Raw genomic sequence first — 18,810 nt, 5'->3', positions numbered from 1 at the left:
CACTGACATGACGCAGCGACTGCGTCAGCGAGCAACGGCCTGACAAACCGCTCCCGCTTTGACAAAGAGGCTGCGCGCGTGAGCGGGCAGCCTCTTTGGGGCGACAGACGAGTCCGTCTTACTGCTTGGCGGCAGCGACCTGGGCGGCAACTTCGGCAGCGAAGTCGTCAACCGGCTTCTCGATGCCTTCGCCGACCTTGAAGTAGGTGAAGGAAACGATTTCAGCACCGGCTTTCTTGGCCAGGGCGCCGACTTTGACTTCTGGGTCCATCACGAAGGCTTGCTCTTTCAGCGAGGCTTCGGCTTTGAACTTGGCGATACGACCGTTGATCATGTTCTCAACGATGTTTTCCGGCTTGCCGGCGATCTTGTCGGCGTTCAGCTGCAGGAAGACGTTCTTCTCGCGCTCGATGGCCTCGGCGGAGATTTCCGATGCATCCAGGAACTCTGGGTTCGAAGCTGCAACGTGCATGGCGATGTTCTTGGCCAGATCGACGTCGCCGCCTTTCAGGACAACAACGGCACCGATCTTGTTGCCGTGCAGGTAGGCACCGACAACGTCACCCTCAACGCGCACCAGGCGACGGATGTTGACGTTCTCGCCGCACTTGGCAACCAGGGCTTCGCGAGCGGCTTCGCGCGAGGCGATCAGCGGCGCGGCGTCGGTCAGCTTCTGGGCGAAGGCTTCTTCGAGGCTTTCGGCGACGAAGTTCTTGAAGTCGTCTTGCAGGGCCAGGAAGTCGGTCTGCGAGTTCACTTCCAGCAGGACGGCGGATTTACCGTCGGTCTTGACGGCGATAGCGCCTTCAGCAGCGACGTTGCCAGCCTTTTTAGCGGCCTTGATGGCGCCCGAGGCACGCATGTCGTCAATGGCTTTCTCGATGTCGCCGCCGGCCTTTTCCAGGGCCTTCTTGCAATCCATCATGCCTTCGCCGGTACGCTCGCGCAGTTCTTTGACCAGCGCCGCAGTAATTGCTGCCATTTCAAAATCCTCTTGGAAAGTTTTTCAACCATTCCACCCGCTCGTCACGGGCGTTAAATTCTGCAAATCGCTGCCTTTATATCAGCTCGCCCATGATGCGGGGCCGTTGCTGACAGCAGGATTTCAAGGTGGCAAAAAGGGGGCCAAGCCCCCTTTTTGCGTGCCAAGTAGACGCCAGGCGTCAATTACTCAGCAGCAGGTGCAGCCGCTTCTTCAGCGTAGACTTCAGTGCCGCCGGCAACGTTGTTGCGGCCGCGGATGACGGCGTCAGCCATCGAAGTCATGTACAGCTCGATAGCGCGGATGGCGTCATCGTTACCTGGGATGATGTAGTCAACACCTTCTGGGCTGCTGTTGGTATCGACAACGCCGATAACCGGGATGCCCAGCTTGTTGGCTTCGGTGATGGCAATGCGCTCGTGGTCGACGTCGATCACGAACAGGGCATCAGGCAGGCCGCCCATGTCCTTGATACCACCCAGGCTGCGGTCCAGTTTTTCCAGATCGCGCGAACGCATCAGGGCTTCTTTCTTGGTCAGCTTGGCAAAGGTGCCGTCTTCGGCCTGGGTTTCCAGGTCGCGCAGACGCTTGATCGAGGCGCGGATGGTCTTGTAGTTGGTCAGCATGCCGCCCAACCAACGGTGATCAACGTATGGCGAACCGCAACGAGCAGCTTGCTCGGCAACGATCTTGCCGGCGGAACGCTTGGTGCCGACGAACATGATCTTGTTCTTGCCCTGGGCCAGGCGCTCGACGAAGGACAGAGCCTCGTTGAACATCGGCAGGGTTTTTTCCAGGTTGATGATGTGGATCTTGTTACGCGCGCCGAAAATGTACTTGCCCATTTTCGGGTTCCAGTAACGGGTCTGGTGGCCGAAGTGCACACCGGCCTTCAGCATATCGCGCATGTTGACTTGGGACATGATAGTTCCTTGATAAGTCGGGTTGGGCCTCCACGTATCCCAATGACCAACCCGCGCTTGCGAGCAAGCGGGGCACCCAGGCCATCGTGTCGACACGTGTGTGGGTTTGAGCTAACGGAGGTCTCCCCCGAAAGCGGCGCATTTTATATCACAGACTGCGCGCGAACGGAACCCGGATGATGCAGCGTCCGTCAGCGACTTTTGCAGCGACCCGGCTTTGGGGCCAGAATGCCTTCAATAGACCACCGGATCGCCGGGTTTCTCCCGCCAGATCGCCGCCGCCCTCTGGTAGAATCCGGTCTTTCCCGTTTGTTCGCGCCGCCCGTGGCGCCGTAGAGAGCCTGTAATGACCGTCACCATCAAGACCGCAGAAGACATCGAAAAGATGCGCATCGCCGGCCGCCTGGCCGCCGAAGTGCTGGAAATGATCGAACAGCACGTCAAGCCCGGTGTCACCACCGAAGAGCTCGACCGCCTGTGCCACGACTACATCGTCAACGTCCAGCAGGCGATCCCGGCACCGCTCAACTACAAGGGCTTCCCCAAGTCGATCTGCACCTCGATCAACCACGTGGTCTGCCATGGCATCCCCAATGACAAGCCCCTGAAGGACGGCGACACCATCAACATCGATGTCACCGTGATCAAGGACGGCTACCACGGCGACACCAGCCGCATGTACCACGTCGGCACCGTCGCCCCGTGGGCCGAGCGCCTGTCGAAAGTCACCCAGGAATGCCTGTACAAGGCCATCGAGCTGGTCAAGCCGGGCTGCCGCCTGGGCGACATCGGCGAAGTGATCCAGAAGCACGCCGAGAAGAACGGTTTCTCGGTGGTCCGCGAGTTCTGCGGCCACGGCATCGGCAAGGTGTTCCACGAAGAGCCGCAGATTCTCCACTACGGCCGCGCCGGCACCGGCATGGAGCTCAAGGAAGGCATGACCTTCACCATCGAGCCGATGATCAACCAGGGCAAGGCCGACACCAAGGTGCTGGGCGATGGCTGGACCGCCATCACCAAGGACCGCAAGCTCTCGGCCCAGTGGGAACACACCCTGGTGGTGACCGCCGACGGCTACGAGATCTTCACCCTGCGCAAGGACGACACCATCCCGCGCACCTCGGCCTGACTTTCATCCAAAGGAACGCGACTCGATGCCCCAGGTGGATCCCGAGCTGTTCGACCGCGGCCAGTTCCAGGCGGAACTGGCCCTCAAGGCTAGCCCCATCGCCGCGTTCAAGAAGGCCATCCGCCTGGCCGGCGAGGTGCTCGACAAGCGTTTTCGCGAGGGCCGGGAGATCCGCCGCCTGATCGAGGATCGCGCCTGGTTCGTCGACAACATCCTGCAACAGGCCTGGCGCCAGTTCGACTGGGGCAACCCCGACGGCATCGCCCTGGTCGCCGTCGGCGGCTATGGCCGCGGCGAGTTGCACCCGTATTCCGACATCGACCTGCTGATCCTGCTCGAGGCCGCCGAGCACGAGCAGTACCGCGACGCCATCGAACGCTTTCTGACCTTGCTGTGGGACATCGGCCTGGAAGTCGGCCAGAGCGTGCGCACGGTCGACGAATGCGCCGAGCAGGCGCGCGCCGATCTCACGGTCATCACCAACCTGATGGAAAGCCGCACCATCGCCGGCCCCGAGCCTCTGCGCCAGCGCATGCTCGATGCCACCAGCACGGCGCACATGTGGCCGAGCAAGGAGTTCTTCCTGGCCAAGCGCGCCGAACTCAAGGCCCGCCACCACAAGTACAACGACACCGAGTACAACCTGGAGCCCAACGTCAAGGGCGGCCCCGGCGGCCTGCGCGACATCCAGACCGTATTGTGGGTAGCCCGGCGCCAGTACGGCACCCTCAACCTGCACGCCCTGGCCGGCGAGGACTTCCTGCTGGAAAGCGAGAACGAACTGCTGGCCTCGTCCCAGGCTTTCCTGTGGCGCGTGCGCTATGCCCTGCACATGCTCGCCGGGCGTGCCGAGGACCGCCTGCTGTTCGACCACCAGCGCAGCATCGCCGCGCTGCTGGGCTACAGCGACGACAACCCCAAGCGCGCCATCGAGCAGTTCATGCAGCAGTACTACCGGGTGGTGATGAGCATCAGCCAGTTGTGCGACCTGATCATCCAGCACTTCGAGGAAGTGATCCTCGCCGATGACAGCGGCAGCACCCAGCCGCTCAACGCGCGGTTCCGCCTGCACGACGGCTACATCGAGGCGGCCAGCCCCAACGTGTTCCGCCGCACGCCCTTCGCCATGCTGGAAATCTTCGTACTGATGGCCCAGCACCCGGAGATCAAGGGCGTGCGCGCCGACACCGTGCGCCTGCTGCGCGAGCACCGGCACCTGATCGACGAGCGCTTTCGCAACGATATCCGCAATACCAGCCTGTTCATCGAGCTGTTCAAGTGCGAGATCGGTATCCACCGCAACCTGCGGCGGATGAACCGCTACGGCATCCTCGGCCGCTACCTGCCGGAGTTCGGCCTGATCGTCGGGCAGATGCAGCACGACCTGTTCCACATCTATACGGTCGACGCCCACACCCTCAACCTGATCAAGCACCTGCGCAAGCTGCAGTACACCCCGGTGTCGGAGAAATTCCCGCTGGCCAGCAAGCTCATGGGCCGCCTGCCCAAGCCCGAGCTGATCTACCTGGCCGGGCTGTACCATGACATCGGCAAGGGCCGCCAGGGCGACCATTCCGAGCTGGGCGCGGTGGACGCGCAAGCCTTCTGCGCCCGGCACCAGCTACCCGCCTGGGACAGCCGGCTGATCGTCTGGCTGGTGCAGAACCACCTGGTGATGTCCACCACCGCCCAGCGCAAGGACCTCTCCGACCCGCAGGTGATCAACGACTTCGCCCTGCATGTGGGCGACGAGACGCGCCTGGACTACCTCTACGTGCTGACCGTGGCCGATATCAACGCCACCAACCCCAGCCTGTGGAACTCCTGGCGCGCCAGCCTGCTGCGCCAGCTCTACACCGAGACCAAGCGCGCCCTGCGCCGGGGCCTGGAGAACCCGCTGGACCGCGAGGAGCAGATCCGCCAGACCCAGTCCGCGGCCCTGGACATTCTCGTGCGCGAAGGCACCGACCCGGACGACGTCGAGCAGTTGTGGTCGCAGCTGGGCGATGACTACTTCCTCAAGCACAACGCCGCCGACGTGGCCTGGCACAGCGACGCGATTCTCCAGCAGCCGGCCGACGGCGGCCCGCTGGTGCTGATCAAGGAGACCACCCAGCGCGAGTTCGAGGGCGGCACGCAGATCTTCATCTATGCCCCCGACCAGCATGACTTCTTCGCCGTGACCGTGGCCGCCATGGCCCAGCTCAACCTGAACATCCACGATGCGCGGATCATCACCTCGAGCAGCCAGTTCACCCTCGACACCTATATCGTGCTCGACAACGACGGCGGTTCGATCGGCGACAACCCGCAGCGGGTCCGGCAGATTCGCGACGGCCTGGCCGAGGCACTGCGCAACCCCGAGGACTACCCGACCATCATCCAGCGCCGGGTGCCGCGCCAGCTCAAGCACTTCAACTTCCCGCCGCAGGTGACCATCCTCAACGATGCCCAGCGCCCGGTGACCGTGCTGGAGATCACCGCCCCCGATCGCCCTGGCCTGCTGGCACGGATCGGGCGGATCTTCCTGGAGTTCGACATTTCGCTGCAGAACGCCAAGATCGCCACCCTCGGCGAGCGTGTGGAAGACGTGTTCTTCATCACCGACGCCGACAACCAGCCGCTGTCCGACCCGCAGCTGTGCAGCCGCCTGCAGGAAGCCATCGTCCAGCAGTTGCAGGCCGGCCAGGCCAGCGACGCCAGCCCTACCCGCATGACCTTTTGACGATAACGAGACCTTGCGCCGATGAACCACGCCTTGACCCAGCTCCAGCCCTACCCGTTCGAGAAACTGCGCGCCCTGCTGGGCACCGTGAAGCCGGCAGCCGACAAGCGCGCCATCGCCCTGTCGATCGGCGAGCCGAAGCATGCCTCGCCGGCATTCGTCGCCCAGGCCATGGCCGACAACCTCGACAAGCTGGCGGTGTATCCGAGCACAATCGGCCTGCCCGCCCTGCGCCAGGCCATCGGCCAGTGGTGCGAGCGGCGGTTCGGCGTACCCGCCGGCTGGCTCGATGCCGACTGCCACATCCTGCCGGTCAACGGCACCCGCGAGGCGCTGTTCGCCTTCACCCAGGCCGTGGTCAACCGCGCCGATGACGGCCTGGTGGTCAGCCCCAACCCGTTCTACCAGATCTACGAGGGCGCGGCGCTGCTGGCCGGCGCCACCCCGCACTACCTGCCGTGCCTGGAAAGCAACGGCTTCAACCCCGACTTCGACGCGGTGCCGGCGCACGTGTGGAAGCGCTGCCAGATCCTGTTCCTGTGCTCGCCGGGCAACCCCACCGGTGCGCTGGTGCCGATGGACACCTTGAAAAAGCTGATCGCCCTGGCCGACGCGCATGATTTCGTGATCGCCGCCGACGAGTGCTACAGCGAGCTGTACTTCGACGAAGACGCACCGCCGCCGGGCCTGCTGAGCGCCTGCGCCGAGCTTGGCCGCAGTGACTTCAAGCGCTGCGTGGTGTTCCACAGCCTGTCCAAGCGTTCCAACCTGCCGGGCCTGCGCTCGGGCTTCGTCGCCGGCGATGCCAGCATCATCAAGCCATTCCTGCTGTACCGCACCTACCACGGCTGCGCGATGCCGGTGCAGACCCAGCTGGCCAGCGTCGCCGCCTGGCAGGATGAAGCCCATGTACGCGAGAACCGCGACCTGTACCGGGCCAAGTACGATGCCGTGCTCGAGATCCTGCAACCGGTGCTGGACGTGCAACGCCCCGATGGCAGCTTCTACCTGTGGGCCAAGGTGCCGGGCTGCGATGCCGACTTCACCCGCGACCTGTTCGAGGCCGAGCATGTGACGGTGGTGCCGGGGTCGTACCTGTCGCGGCAAGTGGATGGCGTCAACCCAGGCGCCGGCCGCGTACGCATGGCACTGGTCGCGCCGCTGGCCGAGTGCATCGAGGCGGCGGAGCGGATTCGCGCGTTCCTGGGCCGCTGATGGCAGACGCGCCCCCTCACAGGGGGCGCAATCTGCATCAAGGCAAGCATTAAATACCGCCAGCGCAGCATGCTGGCGACTGATAGTTGGCACCTCTCAACCCCCTGAAGGTGCACAACGATGTCCGATGTACTCATGGCAGGCGCAACCTACCGCCTGCGCCAGAAGTTGCTGTTGCCGCAATCGGCGAAGCCGCGCAGGAAACGCTCGGTGGCCGATCCTTCCGCATTCTGGCGCCCAGGCCAGACACTCAGGGTCTCGTTCATCGGCACGCCCTGCCCATGGCTTGAGAAGGCGGTTTTCGACACCGCGTGCCAATGGCTGAAATACGCCAACCTGACATTCGAACACCTCGGCAACGATGTCGACGAAGCCGAGATCCGCATCCAGACCGATGTGCAGGAAGGTGTGAATTTCAGCCTCCTGGGAAACCAGGCCCTGAACGTGGAGGGCGCCACCATGGCATTGGGGGTCAAGTTGTCCGACCCGTTGTTCGAGACGGTGGTACTGCATGAATTCGGCCACGCATTGGGCATGGAGCACGAGCACCAACACCCACAGGCCAATATCCCCTGGGATCTGGACGCGGTGCGCCAGTTGCTGGCCACGTCCCTGGCCGACGAGGCCAAAGACCGTGATCACCTCGACGACCTGATCGAAGAGGAGCTCGCAACCCAGTTCCTGCCACTGCCCGACAACGGCGACCTGCTCATCCTGCCCTATGACAGGCAGTCGATCATGCATTACCGCATCAGGCAGAGGTTCACGCACCACGACTTCAAACGCAGCCAAAACCTGAAAATCAGCCAGAAGGACAAGCGCTTCATGCGCCTGGTCTATCCAGCTTCATGTAAACAGCACGGCTAACGGATCTGCCCGAGGTTGGCCTCGCTCAGGTCCAGCTCGCCCAGCACCTGGCGGACCACTTCATCCCCCACCAGGTGCTGGCGATGCAGCTCATACAACTCCAGACGCTGCGCACGCAAAGCGCGCAGGCGCAGACGGCGTTCAAGCTGATCCATTTGCTCGGCCAGCGCCCTGGCCTCGGCACTGTCGTTGTAGCTGTCCAGCTCATCGCGGTACTCGGCCATCAGCCGTGCCTTGAGCTCGGTGGCCAGGGTTGTCTGGGCAGCATCCTGCGGCGCGCTGGCATCGATCACCTCTTCGGCCTCGAGCGCATGGATTGCCGCCTCGGCGGTACGCCGCCAGGCCTCCTGCACTTCCTGGTGCAAGCGCTCATCCGGGCTCTTGATCACGCCGCGCAGCAGGATCGGCAGGGCGATGCAAGCACTGACCAGCGACAGCAGGATCACCCCGGCGGCAATGAAGATCAGCAGGTCACGCTCGGGAAACGCCTTGCCCGCACCGATCAGCAGCGGTACCGACATCACGCCCGCCAGGGTTACCGCGCCACGTACCCCGCCCAGGGTCAGCAGCCAGCACGAGCGCGCGGTCGGCATCAGCACCAGCGCAGGCTTGCCGCGCCAGCGCCGAACCACGCCGATGGCCCGCCAGATGCTCTGTACCCAAATGAACCGCAACAGCACCAGCGCGGCGAAGATCGCCACCACGTCCAGGCAACGCCAGGCCAGGGTCGGCCATACCGCCGCCTCGTCGCTGACCACCGCCTTGATGATGTCCGGCAACTGCAGGCCCAGCAGCAGGAATATCAGGCCATTGAAGGCGAACTCCAGCAAAGACCAGACACTGCGGTTGAGCAGCCGGGTGCTGGTCTGGCGCGGCAGCAGGTCGAGCCAGCTCTGCATCATGCCGGCGGCCACCGCCGAGAGGATCCCCGACACGCCCAGGCGCTCGGCCAGCACGTAGGCGGCAAAGGGCAGCAGCAACATGAACACCACATGGGTGGCCGGGTCGTCCCAACCGCGGGTGATCATCCACATGCGCAGGCGCCCCACCAGCCAGCTCAGCGCCACGCCCACCGCCAGGCCGCCCAGGGCGACCAGGACGAACGTCAAGCTGGCTTCGGTCAGCGAGAACACCCCGGTAATGGCCGCAGCCAAGGCAAACTTGAAGGTCACCAGGCCCGAAGCGTCGTTCATCAGCGCTTCACCCTGGAGCATGTGCATCAGCGGGGTGGGCAAACGGTCCTGGGTAATGGCCGAGACCGCCACCGCATCGGTGGGCGACAGCACCGCCGCCAGGGCGAAGGCCACCGGCAGAGGAATGCTCGGCAGCAGCCAGTGGATGAAGTACCCGGCGCCGACCACGGTGAACAGCACCAGCCCCACGGCAAGGGCCACCACCGGCCCGCGTATACGCCACAGCTCGCGCTTGGGCATGCGCCAACCGTCGGCGAACAGCAGCGGTGGCAGGAACAGGAACAGGAACAACTCCGGGTCCAGCACCACATGCAGGCCCAGGGTCGGCCACGCCAGCAAGGCACCGGCGGCGATCTGCACCAACGGCAATGGCAGCGGCAACAGGCGCCCCACCAGTTTGGAAACGCTCACCAGCATCAGCAGGATAAGAACGGTATAGGCTGACTGCATCGGCAAGCTTCCTGTGTGATTCGAGAAACGACAGCGGGGCGAAACATCGCCATTGAAACAATATGTTAGCGGGCTACGTCGATCTTGGGCCGCTGCACGATAGTCGCAGCCACCCAACGAATATGTAACACAATGCTACTCGTGACGCCGTGACACACATCGCCCCGTACCGATGAGCCCGCAGCCGTGGCGCCAACCCTGTCGATACCGCATAATCGGCCCACCCCCCTCTTCAAGGAGTATCGGGCACGCCCAGGCTGCCCCAGGCATTCAATGGCTTACACTCTCTACGGCATCAAAGCCTGCGACACCATGAAAAAGGCCCGCACGTGGCTTGAAGAAAAGGCCATCGGCTACGACTTCCACGACTACAAGACCCAGGGCATCGACCGCGACAGCCTCAACCGCTGGTGCGACGAACACGGCTGGGAAATCGTGCTGAACCGCGCCGGGACCACCTTCCGCAAGCTCGACGACGCCAGCAAGGCCGACCTCGACCAGGCCAAGGCCGTCGAGCTGATGCTCGCCCAACCGTCGATGATCAAGCGTCCGGTGCTCGACCTCGGCGAGCGCACCCTGGTCGGCTTCAAGCCCGACCTGTACGCCGCCGCACTGGCCTGATCCCGCATTACGCTCCATCCCCTTTTCGCACGAGGTAATCGCATGTCTCAATCGCTGTTCAGCCTGGCCTTCGGTGTCGGCACCCAGAACCGCCAGGGCGCCTGGCTGGAAGTCTTCTACGCGCAGCCGGTGCTCAAGCCATCGGCCGAGCTGGTCGCCGCCGTCGCGCCGATCCTCGGCTACGAAGGTGGCAACCAGGCCATCGCCTTCAGCACCGCCCAGGCCGCGCAACTGGCTGAAGCACTCAAGGGCGTGGACGCCGCACAAGCCGCCCTGTTGACCCGCCTGGCCGAAAGCCACAAGCCGCTGGTCGCCACCCTGCTGGCCGAGGACACCGCGCTGGCCTCCACCCCAGAGGCCTACCTCAAGCTGCACCTGCTGTCGCACCGCCTGGTCAAGCCGCACGGCGTGTCGCTGGCCGGCATCTTCCCACTGCTGCCGAACGTGGCCTGGACCAACCAGGGCGCCATCGACCTGGCCGAGCTGGCCGAGCAACAACTGGAAGCACGCCTCAAGGGCGAGCTGCTGGAAGTGTTCTCGGTGGACAAGTTCCCGAAGATGACCGACTACGTGGTCCCGGCCGGCGTGCGTATCGCCGACACCGCCCGCGTGCGCCTGGGCGCCTACATCGGCGAAGGCACCACCATCATGCACGAAGGCTTCGTCAACTTTAATGCCGGCACCGAAGGCCCGGGCATGATCGAAGGCCGCGTGTCGGCCGGCGTGTTCGTCGGCAAGGGCTCGGACCTGGGCGGCGGCTGCTCGACCATGGGCACCCTGTCCGGTGGCGGCAACATCGTCATCAAGGTCGGCGAAGGCTGCCTGATCGGCGCCAACGCCGGTATCGGCATCCCGCTGGGCGATCGCAACACCGTCGAGGCCGGCCTGTACATCACCGCCGGCACCAAGGTGAACCTGCTGGATGAAAACAACCAGCTGGTCAAGGTGGTCAAGGCCCGCGACCTGGCCGGCCAGACCGACCTGCTGTTCCGCCGCAATTCGCTCAACGGCGCGGTGGAGTGCAAGACCCACAAGTCGGCCATCGAGCTGAACGAGGCGTTGCACGCCCACAACTGAGAACCTGCGAGTTCGAAGTGATAAGATCGGGTCTTGCTCTTACGGGCAGACCCGATTTTTCATTCCAGGCCCCGCGACCATGTTCCAGCCCTCCCCCTGGCGTGCCGACTTTCCCGCCATCGCCGCCCTGCAACGCCAGCACCAGACCTACCTGGACAGCGCCGCCACCACGCAGAAGCCCCAGGCCCTGCTCGATGCCCTGAGCCACTATTACGGCCATGGCGCAGCCAACGTGCACCGTGCCCAGCACCTGCCCGGTGCCCTGGCCACCCAGGCCTTCGAGGGCTCCCGCGACAAGGTCGCCGCCTGGCTCAATGCCGCCGACTCGCGGCAGATCGTCTTCACCCACGGCGCCACCTCGGCCTTGAACCTGCTGGCCTATGGCTTGGAACACCGCTTCGAGGCCGGCGACGAAATCGCGGTCAGCGCCCTGGAACACCACGCCAACCTGTTGCCCTGGCAGCAAATGGCGCAACGCCGCCAGCTGCGTCTGGTGGTGCTGCCGGTGAACGAGCAGGGCCATGTCGACCTGGATCAGGCCCTGCAACTGATCGGCCCGCGCACCCGCCTGCTCGCCATCAGCCAGCTGTCCAACGTGCTGGGCACCTGGCAACCGCTGGCGCCACTGCTGGCCCATGCCCAGGCCCAGGGCGCGCTGACCGTGGTCGACGGCGCCCAGGGCGTGGTCCATGGCCGTCACGATGTGCAACAACTGGCCTGTGACTTCTACGTTTTCTCCAGCCACAAGCTCTATGGCCCGGAAGGCGTCGGTGTGCTCCATGGCCGGCCCCAGGCGCTGGGGCTGCTGCGCCACTGGCAATTTGGCGGCGAAATGGTCCAGCTCGCCGAATACCAGACCGCCAGTTTCCGCCCGGCACCGCTGGGCTTCGAGGCAGGTACCCCACCCATCGCCGGGGTGATTGGCCTGGGTGCCACCCTGGACTACCTGGCCAGCCTCGATGCCAACGCGGTGGCCACCCATGAGGCCACCTTGCACCAGCACCTGGTCCGCGGCCTGGCCGATCGCGAAGGCGTTCGCCTGCTTGGCTCGCCGCAGGCGGCGCTCGCCAGTTTCGTCATCGACGGGGTGCACAACGCCGATATCGCCCACCTGCTGACCGAACAGGGCATTGCCGTGCGCGCCGGGCATCACTGCGCCATGCCCTTGCTCAAGGGGCTGGGGTTGGACGGCGCGATCCGTGTGTCCCTCGGGCTCTACACCGACAGCGATGACCTGCAACGCTTCTTCGACGCGCTTGACCAGGGCCTGGAGCTGCTGCGATGAGCCTTTCGGTAGAGGCCAGCCAGGCGCTGGAAAGTTTCCAACAGGCGCGCGGCTGGGAGCAGCGGGCGCGGTTGCTGATGCAGTGGGGCGATCGGCTGGAGCCACTGGACGCCAGCGAGAAGAACGAGGCCAACCAAGTGCATGGCTGTGAGAGCCTGGTGTGGCTGGTGGCGCAACAGGAAAATGGTCAATGGCATTACAAAGCCGCTAGCGATGCACGGCTGTTGCGCGGTTTGCTGGCACTGCTGCTGGTGCGTGTGCAAGGCCTGGCCAGTGACGAACTGGCTGCGATCGATCTGGGCGACTGGTTCAGCAGCCTTGGGCTGGAACGCCAGCTGTCGCCGTCGCGCAGCAATGGGCTGCATGCGGTGTTGCTGAAGATGACCGAGTTGGCGACCACTCACTGACGCCAAGGCAGCACTCGCACGGGTAGGAGCGGCCTTGTGTCGCGAAAGGGGCGCGTAGCGGCCCCGGAAATTGCGGGGTAATCACTATCGCCGGGGCCGCTTCGCAGCCCTTTCGCGACACAAGGCCGCTCCTACAGGGGCTTGACCCGCTCTGAAGGCCGCCGCGCGCCGGCGACCAGTTTTTCAACGGCCTTGCTCGCCGCGACCATGCCGAACGTCGCGGTCACCATCATCACCGCACCGAACCCACCGGCACAGTCCAGGCGCACGCCTTCGCCGACGAAGCTTTTCTGCAGGCACACGCTGCCATCGCCCTTGGGATAGCGCAGCTGCTCGCTGGAGAACACGCACGGCACGCCATAGTTGCGGCTGGTATTGCGCGAGAAGTTGTAGTCCCGGCGCAGGGTCGAGCGCACCCGCGAGGCCAGCGGGTCGTTGAAGGTCTTGTTCAGGTCGCCGATCTGGATCTGCGTCGGGTCGATCTGCCCGCCTGCGCCACCGGTGGTGACCACGGCGATCTTGCGCCGCCGGCACCAGGCGATCAGCGCGGCCTTGGCCATCACGCTGTCGATGCAGTCGATCACGCAGTCCAGCTGCTCGGTGATGTACTCGGCCATGGTCTCGCGGGTGACGAAGTCGGCCACCGCGTGCACCGTGCAGGCCGGGTTGATGGCGCGCAGGCGCTCGGCCATCACCTCGACCTTGGCACGCCCGACCATGCCCTCGAGGGCATGGGCCTGGCGGTTGGTGTTGCTGACGCACACGTCGTCCAGGTCGAACAGGCTGATCTCGCCCACGCCACTGCGGGCCAGGGCTTCGGCCGCCCACGAGCCCACCCCGCCGATACCGACGATGGCCACATGGGCCTGGCGCAGGCGCTGCAGGCCGTCGTCGCCGTAGAGCCGGGCAACGCCGGCGAAGCGGGGGTCTTCTGTGCTCATGCTGCTACCTCGAAAAATCCGGCGCGCATTATAGGCCAAGCGGGGTGATTCCGGGACCGCGTTGGCAAGAGTCCTGCCAAGCCTGCTTTAATGTCCCATTACGTACAACGATCTGAACGACAACCGAGCGGGCCAAGAACTTCATCCCTTGTCGAAAATCCAACGCATTGCCTGCCCTGGCAGTGTAGGACTTGCAGCCAGACACCATGCCCCGCGCCTCTCTTCGGAACCACGCACACCTATGTCATCACGCAAATTCGGTCTCAACCTGGTGGTGGTGCTGGCCATCGCCGCGCTGTTCACCGGGTTCTGGGCCCTGATCAACCGTCCGGTATCCGCCCCTGCCTGGCCTGAGCAGGTCTCCGGGTTTTCCTACTCGCCGTTCCGCCTGGGCCAGAGCCCGCAGAAAGGCCAGTACCCCAGCGAGGACGAGATCCGCCAGGACCTCGAGCAGCTCAACAAGCTGACCGACAACATCCGCATCTACACCGTCGAGGGCACCCAGGCCGAAGTGCCGCGCTTGGCCGAGGAGCTTGGCCTGCGCGTTACCCTGGGCATCTGGATCAGCGATGACCAGGAACGCAACGAACGCGAAATCGAGAAGGCCATTGGCCTGGCCAACACCTCGCGCAGCGTGGTGCGGGTGGTGGTCGGCAACGAGGCGCTGTTCCGCAAGGAGGTCAGCGCCGAGCAACTGATCGGCTACCTGGACCGGGTACGCGCCGCGGTCAAGGTGCCGGTGACCACCAGTGAACAGTGGCATGTCTGGCAGGAGCATCCTGAACTGGCCAAGCACGTCGACCTGATCGCCGCGCACATCCTGCCGTACTGGGAGTTCGTGCCGATGCAGGACTCGGTGCAGTTCGTCCTCGACCGCGCCCGCGAACTGCGCAAGCAGTTCCCGCGCAAGCCGCTGCTGCTCTCGGAAGTCGGCTGGCCAAGCAACGGTCGCATGCGCGGCGGCGCCGACGCCACCCAGGCCGACCAGGCCATCTACCTGCGCACCTTGGTCAACACCCTCAACCGTCGTGGCTACAACTACTTCGTCATCGAGGCCTACGACCAGCCATGGAAGGCCAGCGACGAAGGCTCGGTAGGCGCCTACTGGGGCGTGTACAACGCCGAGCGCCAGCAGAAGTTCAACTTCGAGGGGCCGATCGTGGCGATCCCGCAGTGGCGCGCCCTGGCCGTGGCCTCGGTGGTACTGGCGATGATCGCCCTGGCCATCCTGCTGATCGACGGCTCGGCCCTGCGCCAGCGCGGGCGAACCTTCCTCACCTTCATCACCTTCCTGTGCGGCTCGGTGCTGGTGTGGATCGCCTACGACTACAGCCAGCAGTACAGCACCTGGTTCAGCCTGACCGTGGGCGTGCTGCTGGCGCTCGGCGCCCTGGGCGTGTTCATCGTGCTGCTGACCGAGGCCCATGAACTGGCCGAGGCGGTGTGGATTCACAAGCGCCGCAGGGAGTTCCTGCCGGTACAGGGCGACAGCGCCTACCGGCCGAAAGTGTCGGTGCATGTGCCGTGCTACAACGAGCCGCCGGAGATGGTCAAGCAGACCCTCGACGCCCTCGCCGCGCTGGACTACCCGGACTACGAAGTGCTGGTGATCGACAACAACACCAAGGACCCGGCCGTGTGGGAGCCGCTCAAGGCCCACTGCGAAAAGCTCGGCGAGCGTTTCAGGTTCTTCCATGTCGCGCCCCTGGCCGGCTTCAAGGGCGGCGCGCTGAACTACCTGATACCGCACACCGCCAAGGACGCCGAGGTGATCGCGGTGATCGACTCGGACTACTGCGTCGACCGCAATTGGCTCAAGCACATGGTGCCGCATTTCGCCGACCCGAAGATCGCCGTGGTGCAGTCGCCCCAGGACTACCGCGACCAGCACGAAAGCGCCTTCAAGAAGCTGTGCTACAGCGAGTACAAGGGCTTCTTCCATATCGGCATGGTCACCCGCAACGACCGTGACGCGATCATCCAGCACGGCACCATGACCATGACCAGGCGCAGCGTGCTCGAGGAGCTCGGCTGGGCCGAGTGGTGCATCTGCGAAGACGCCGAACTGGGCCTGCGCGTGTTCGAAAAGGGCCTGTCGGCCGCCTATGCCCACAACAGCTACGGCAAGGGCCTGATGCCCGACACCTTCATCGACTTCAAGAAGCAGCGCTTCCGCTGGGCCTACGGCGCCATCCAGATCATCAAGCACCACGCCAGCGCGTTGCTGCGCGGCAAGGACAGCGAACTGACCCGTGGCCAACGCTACCACTTCCTGGCCGGCTGGCTGCCGTGGATCGCCGATGGCATGAACATCTTCTTCACCGTCGGCGCGCTGCTGTGGTCGGCGGCGATGATCATCGTGCCGCATCGGGTCGACCCGCCGCTGATGATGTTCGCCATCCCGCCGCTGGCGCTGTTCTTCTTCAAGGTCGGCAAGATCCTGTTCCTCTACCGCCGTGCGGTGGGGGTCGACCTGAAGGATGCCTTCGCCGCGGCCCTGGCGGGGCTGGCGCTGTCGCACACCATCGCCAAGGCAGTGCTGTACGGCTTCTTCACCAGCAGCATGCCGTTCTTCCGCACGCCGAAGAACGCCGACAGCCATGGCCTGTTGGTGGCGCTTGCCGAAGCCCGCGAAGAGCTGTTCATCATGCTGATGCTGTGGGGCGCCGCGCTGGGGATCTACCTGGTGCAGGGGCTGCCGAGTTCGGACATGCGCTTCTGGGTGGCGATGCTGCTGGTGCAGTCGCTGCCGTACCTGGCGGCGCTGGTGATGGCGTTGCTGTCGTCGCTGCCCAAGCCCGCCGAGAAGGTTGCAGAGCCACAACAGGCTTGAGATCGCCGGGGGCGCGTTGCGCCCCTTTCGCGACACAAGGCCGCTCCTACAGGGGATCGCGTACGCCTGTAGGAGCGGCCTTGTGTCGCGAAAGGGCCGCACAGCGGCCCCATTGGCCTATCAGTTTGATATAAGATAACGCCCCTCAGTTTCCCCCGCCTTGCCTTGCCCCGGAGTCCTGCAATGACGGCCCCAGCCGAGCTTTCGCCTACCCTGCAACTGGCCTGCGACCTGATCCGCCGCCCCTCGGTCACCCCGGTCGACGCCGACTGCCAGACCCAGATGATGAACCGCCTGGGCGCCGTCGGCTTCCAGCTCGAGCCGATGCGTATCGAAGACGTCGACAACTTCTGGGCCAGCCACGGCAGCCAGGATGGCCCGGTACTGTGCTTTGCCGGCCACACCGACGTGGTGCCCACCGGCCCCGTGCAGCAGTGGCAGCATGAACCGTTCGAGGCACTGATCGACGCCGACGGCATGCTCTGCGGCCGCGGCGCCGCCGACATGAAAGGCAGCCTGGCATCGATGGTGGTGGCCTGCGAGCGCTTCGTGCAGGACTACCCGAACCACCGCGGCAAGGTCGCTTTCCTGATTACCAGTGACGAGGAAGGCCCGGCCCACCACGGTACCAAGGCGGTGGTCGAGCGCCTGAAGGCACGCAACGAACGCCTGGACTGGTGCATCGTCGGCGAGCCGTCGAGCACCAGCCTGCTCGGCGACGTGGTCAAGAACGGCCGCCGTGGCTCGCTCGGCGCCACCCTGACCGTACGCGGCAAGCAGGGCCACGTGGCCTACCCGCACCTGGCACGCAACCCGATCCACCTGGCCGCCCCGGCCCTGGCCGAGCTTGCCGCCGAGCACTGGGACGAAGGCAATGCGTTCTTCCCGCCGACCAGCTTCCAGATCTCCAACCTCAACGCTGGCACCGGCGCCACCAACGTGGTCCCGGGCGAGCTGACGGCGCTGTTCAACTTCCGTTTCTCTACCGAATCGACCGTCGAAGGCCTGCAACAGCGGGTCGCGGCGATCCTCGACAAGCATCAGCTGCAGTGGCACATCGACTGGGCGCTGTCGGGCCTGCCGTTCCTCACCGAGCCGGGCGAGCTGCTCGATGCGGTGTCCTCGAGCATCAAGGCGGTCACCGGCCGCCAGACCCGGCCGTCGACCAGCGGCGGCACGTCCGATGGCCGCTTCATCGCCACCATGGGCACCCAGGTGGTCGAGCTCGGCCCGGTCAACGCCACCATTCACCAGGTGGATGAGCGCATCCTGGCCAGCGACCTCGACCTGCTCACCGAGATCTACTACCAGACAATGGTACGGTTGCTCGCCTGATGCTCGCCTGCCCTCTTTGCCAGGCGCCCCTGGCGCGTCTCGACAACGGCGTGGCCTGCCCAGCCGGCCACCGCTTCGACCGCGCCCGCCAGGGCTACCTGAACCTGCTGCCGGTGCAGCACAAGAACAGCCGCGACCCCGGCGACAACCAGGCCATGGTTCAAGCCCGCCGCGACTTCCTCGACGCCGGCCACTATGCGCCAGTGGCCGGCCGCCTGGCGCACCTGGCCGCCGAGCGCCAGCCAGGCGCCTGGCTGGACATCGGCTGCGGCGAGGGCTACTACACCGCGCAGATCGCCCAGGCCCTGCCGGCAGCCGACGGCTATGCCCTGGACATCTCCCGCGAGGCGGTCAAGCGCGCCTGCCGCCGCGCCCCGCAGCTCACCTGGATGGTCGCCAGCATGGCCCGCGTGCCCCTGGCCGACGCCAGCTGCGGCTTCATCGCCAGCGTGTTCAGCCCGCTGGACTGGGCCGAAGCCAAGCGCCTGCTCGCCCCCGGTGGCGGCCTGATGCGGGTTGGCCCAACCAGCGGCCACCTGATGGAACTGCGCGAGGTGCTCTACGATGAAGTACGCCCCTATGCCGACGACAAGCACCTGGCGCTGGTGCCGCATGGCATGCACCACGCCCACAGCGAAACCCTGGACTTTCGCCTGAGCCTGGTCGAGGCCAAGGCCCGTGCCGACCTGCTGGCCATGACCCCGCACGGCTGGCGCGCCAGCGCCGAGAAACGCGCGCAGGTCATCGACCAGCCCGAGCCGTTCGAGGTCACGGTTTCCATGCGTTATGACTATTTCGTGCGCCAAGACTGAGCACACACCGGAGCC

At 65.0% G+C, this 18,810-nt stretch carries 15 protein-coding genes; 11 read left to right on the top strand and 4 right to left on the bottom strand.

The genetic code is table 11. The annotated features are described in order from the left end of the window. Positions 1–118 precede the first annotated feature (118 nt). Together tsf and rpsB are read right to left on the bottom strand one after the other, a co-directional pair. Positions 119–982 carry a translation elongation factor Ts gene (tsf, locus tag NJG22_RS12045; protein ID WP_253094780.1) on the bottom strand — a complete coding sequence of 288 codons (864 nt, stop codon included), beginning with the start codon at positions 980–982 and terminating at the stop codon, positions 119–121. A 185-nt stretch (positions 983–1,167) separates the two neighbouring features. Next, complete coding sequence (gene rpsB / locus NJG22_RS12040; protein WP_028690678.1) at positions 1,168–1,905, bottom strand: 30S ribosomal protein S2; 738 nt, start codon at positions 1,903–1,905, stop codon at positions 1,168–1,170. 346 nt (positions 1,906–2,251) lie between these two features. Here rpsB and map point away from each other — a divergent pair, with 346 nt between their 5' ends. The 4 genes from map to NJG22_RS12020 all read left to right on the top strand — a co-directional run bounded on the left by map (position 2,252) and on the right by NJG22_RS12020 (position 7,841). Further along, positions 2,252–3,034 carry a type I methionyl aminopeptidase gene (map, locus tag NJG22_RS12035; protein ID WP_134689536.1) on the top strand — a complete coding sequence of 261 codons (783 nt, stop codon included), beginning with the start codon at positions 2,252–2,254 and terminating at the stop codon, positions 3,032–3,034. 25 nt (positions 3,035–3,059) lie between these two features. Continuing rightward, positions 3,060–5,759: a [protein-PII] uridylyltransferase gene (locus tag NJG22_RS12030; protein WP_253094778.1), complete on the top strand. Its 2,700-nt coding sequence runs from the start codon at positions 3,060–3,062 to the stop codon at positions 5,757–5,759. Between the two features lie 21 nt (positions 5,760–5,780). Next, entirely contained in the window at positions 5,781–6,974 is a 1,194-nt protein-coding gene (gene dapC / locus NJG22_RS12025; protein WP_253094777.1) for a succinyldiaminopimelate transaminase, read from the top strand. A gap of 120 nt (positions 6,975–7,094) precedes the next feature. Beyond that, entirely contained in the window at positions 7,095–7,841 is a 747-nt protein-coding gene (locus NJG22_RS12020; protein WP_253094776.1) for a hypothetical protein, read from the top strand. Here the strand turns inward: NJG22_RS12020 and NJG22_RS12015 are convergent. Continuing rightward, positions 7,838–9,484: a Na+/H+ antiporter gene (locus NJG22_RS12015; protein ID WP_253094775.1), complete on the bottom strand. Its 1,647-nt coding sequence runs from the start codon at positions 9,482–9,484 to the stop codon at positions 7,838–7,840. The genes NJG22_RS12020 and NJG22_RS12015 overlap by 4 nt on opposite strands. 273 nt (positions 9,485–9,757) lie before the next feature. Between NJG22_RS12015 and NJG22_RS12010 the strand changes: the two genes are divergently transcribed. The 4 genes from NJG22_RS12010 (at position 9,758) to NJG22_RS11995 (ending at position 12,874) form a co-directional block, all read left to right on the top strand. Then, complete coding sequence (locus NJG22_RS12010) at positions 9,758–10,105, top strand: ArsC family reductase (RefSeq protein WP_217849553.1); 348 nt, start codon at positions 9,758–9,760, stop codon at positions 10,103–10,105. Between the two features lie 42 nt (positions 10,106–10,147). Further along, entirely contained in the window at positions 10,148–11,182 is a 1,035-nt protein-coding gene (gene dapD / locus NJG22_RS12005) for a 2,3,4,5-tetrahydropyridine-2,6-dicarboxylate N-succinyltransferase (RefSeq protein WP_253094774.1), read from the top strand. Positions 11,183–11,261: 79 nt separating this feature from the next. Next, entirely contained in the window at positions 11,262–12,467 is a 1,206-nt protein-coding gene (locus NJG22_RS12000) for a cysteine desulfurase (protein WP_253094773.1), read from the top strand. After that, positions 12,464–12,874 (top strand): SufE family protein, encoded by a 411-nt coding sequence (locus tag NJG22_RS11995; RefSeq protein ID WP_253094772.1) that lies wholly within the window; start codon positions 12,464–12,466, stop codon positions 12,872–12,874. Before NJG22_RS12000 ends, NJG22_RS11995 begins: the two co-directional genes overlap by 4 nt. Before the next feature lie 131 nt (positions 12,875–13,005). On the opposite strand, the gene tcdA is transcribed toward NJG22_RS11995, so the two are convergent. Continuing rightward, entirely contained in the window at positions 13,006–13,815 is an 810-nt protein-coding gene (gene tcdA, locus NJG22_RS11990; RefSeq protein WP_217849560.1) for a tRNA cyclic N6-threonylcarbamoyladenosine(37) synthase TcdA, read from the bottom strand. A 241-nt stretch (positions 13,816–14,056) separates the two neighbouring features. Between tcdA and NJG22_RS11985 the strand changes: the two genes are divergently transcribed. From NJG22_RS11985 to NJG22_RS11975, 3 genes are all read left to right on the top strand, one after another. Continuing rightward, positions 14,057–16,648, top strand: a complete 2,592-nt coding sequence (locus tag NJG22_RS11985; protein WP_253094771.1) for a glycosyltransferase — start codon at positions 14,057–14,059, stop codon at positions 16,646–16,648. 183 nt (positions 16,649–16,831) lie between these two features. Beyond that, positions 16,832–17,983: a succinyl-diaminopimelate desuccinylase gene (dapE, locus tag NJG22_RS11980; RefSeq protein WP_253094770.1), complete on the top strand. Its 1,152-nt coding sequence runs from the start codon at positions 16,832–16,834 to the stop codon at positions 17,981–17,983. Then, complete coding sequence (locus tag NJG22_RS11975) at positions 17,983–18,795, top strand: putative RNA methyltransferase (protein WP_253094768.1); 813 nt, start codon at positions 17,983–17,985, stop codon at positions 18,793–18,795. Before dapE ends, NJG22_RS11975 begins: the two co-directional genes overlap by 1 nt. Positions 18,796–18,810: the final 15 nt, after the last annotated feature.

The organism is Pseudomonas sp. VA159-2, assembly GCF_024126635.1.
GTDB lineage: Bacteria > Pseudomonadota > Gammaproteobacteria > Pseudomonadales > Pseudomonadaceae > Aquipseudomonas > Aquipseudomonas muyukensis.
This window is presented reverse-complemented; position numbering and strand designations above follow the sequence as displayed.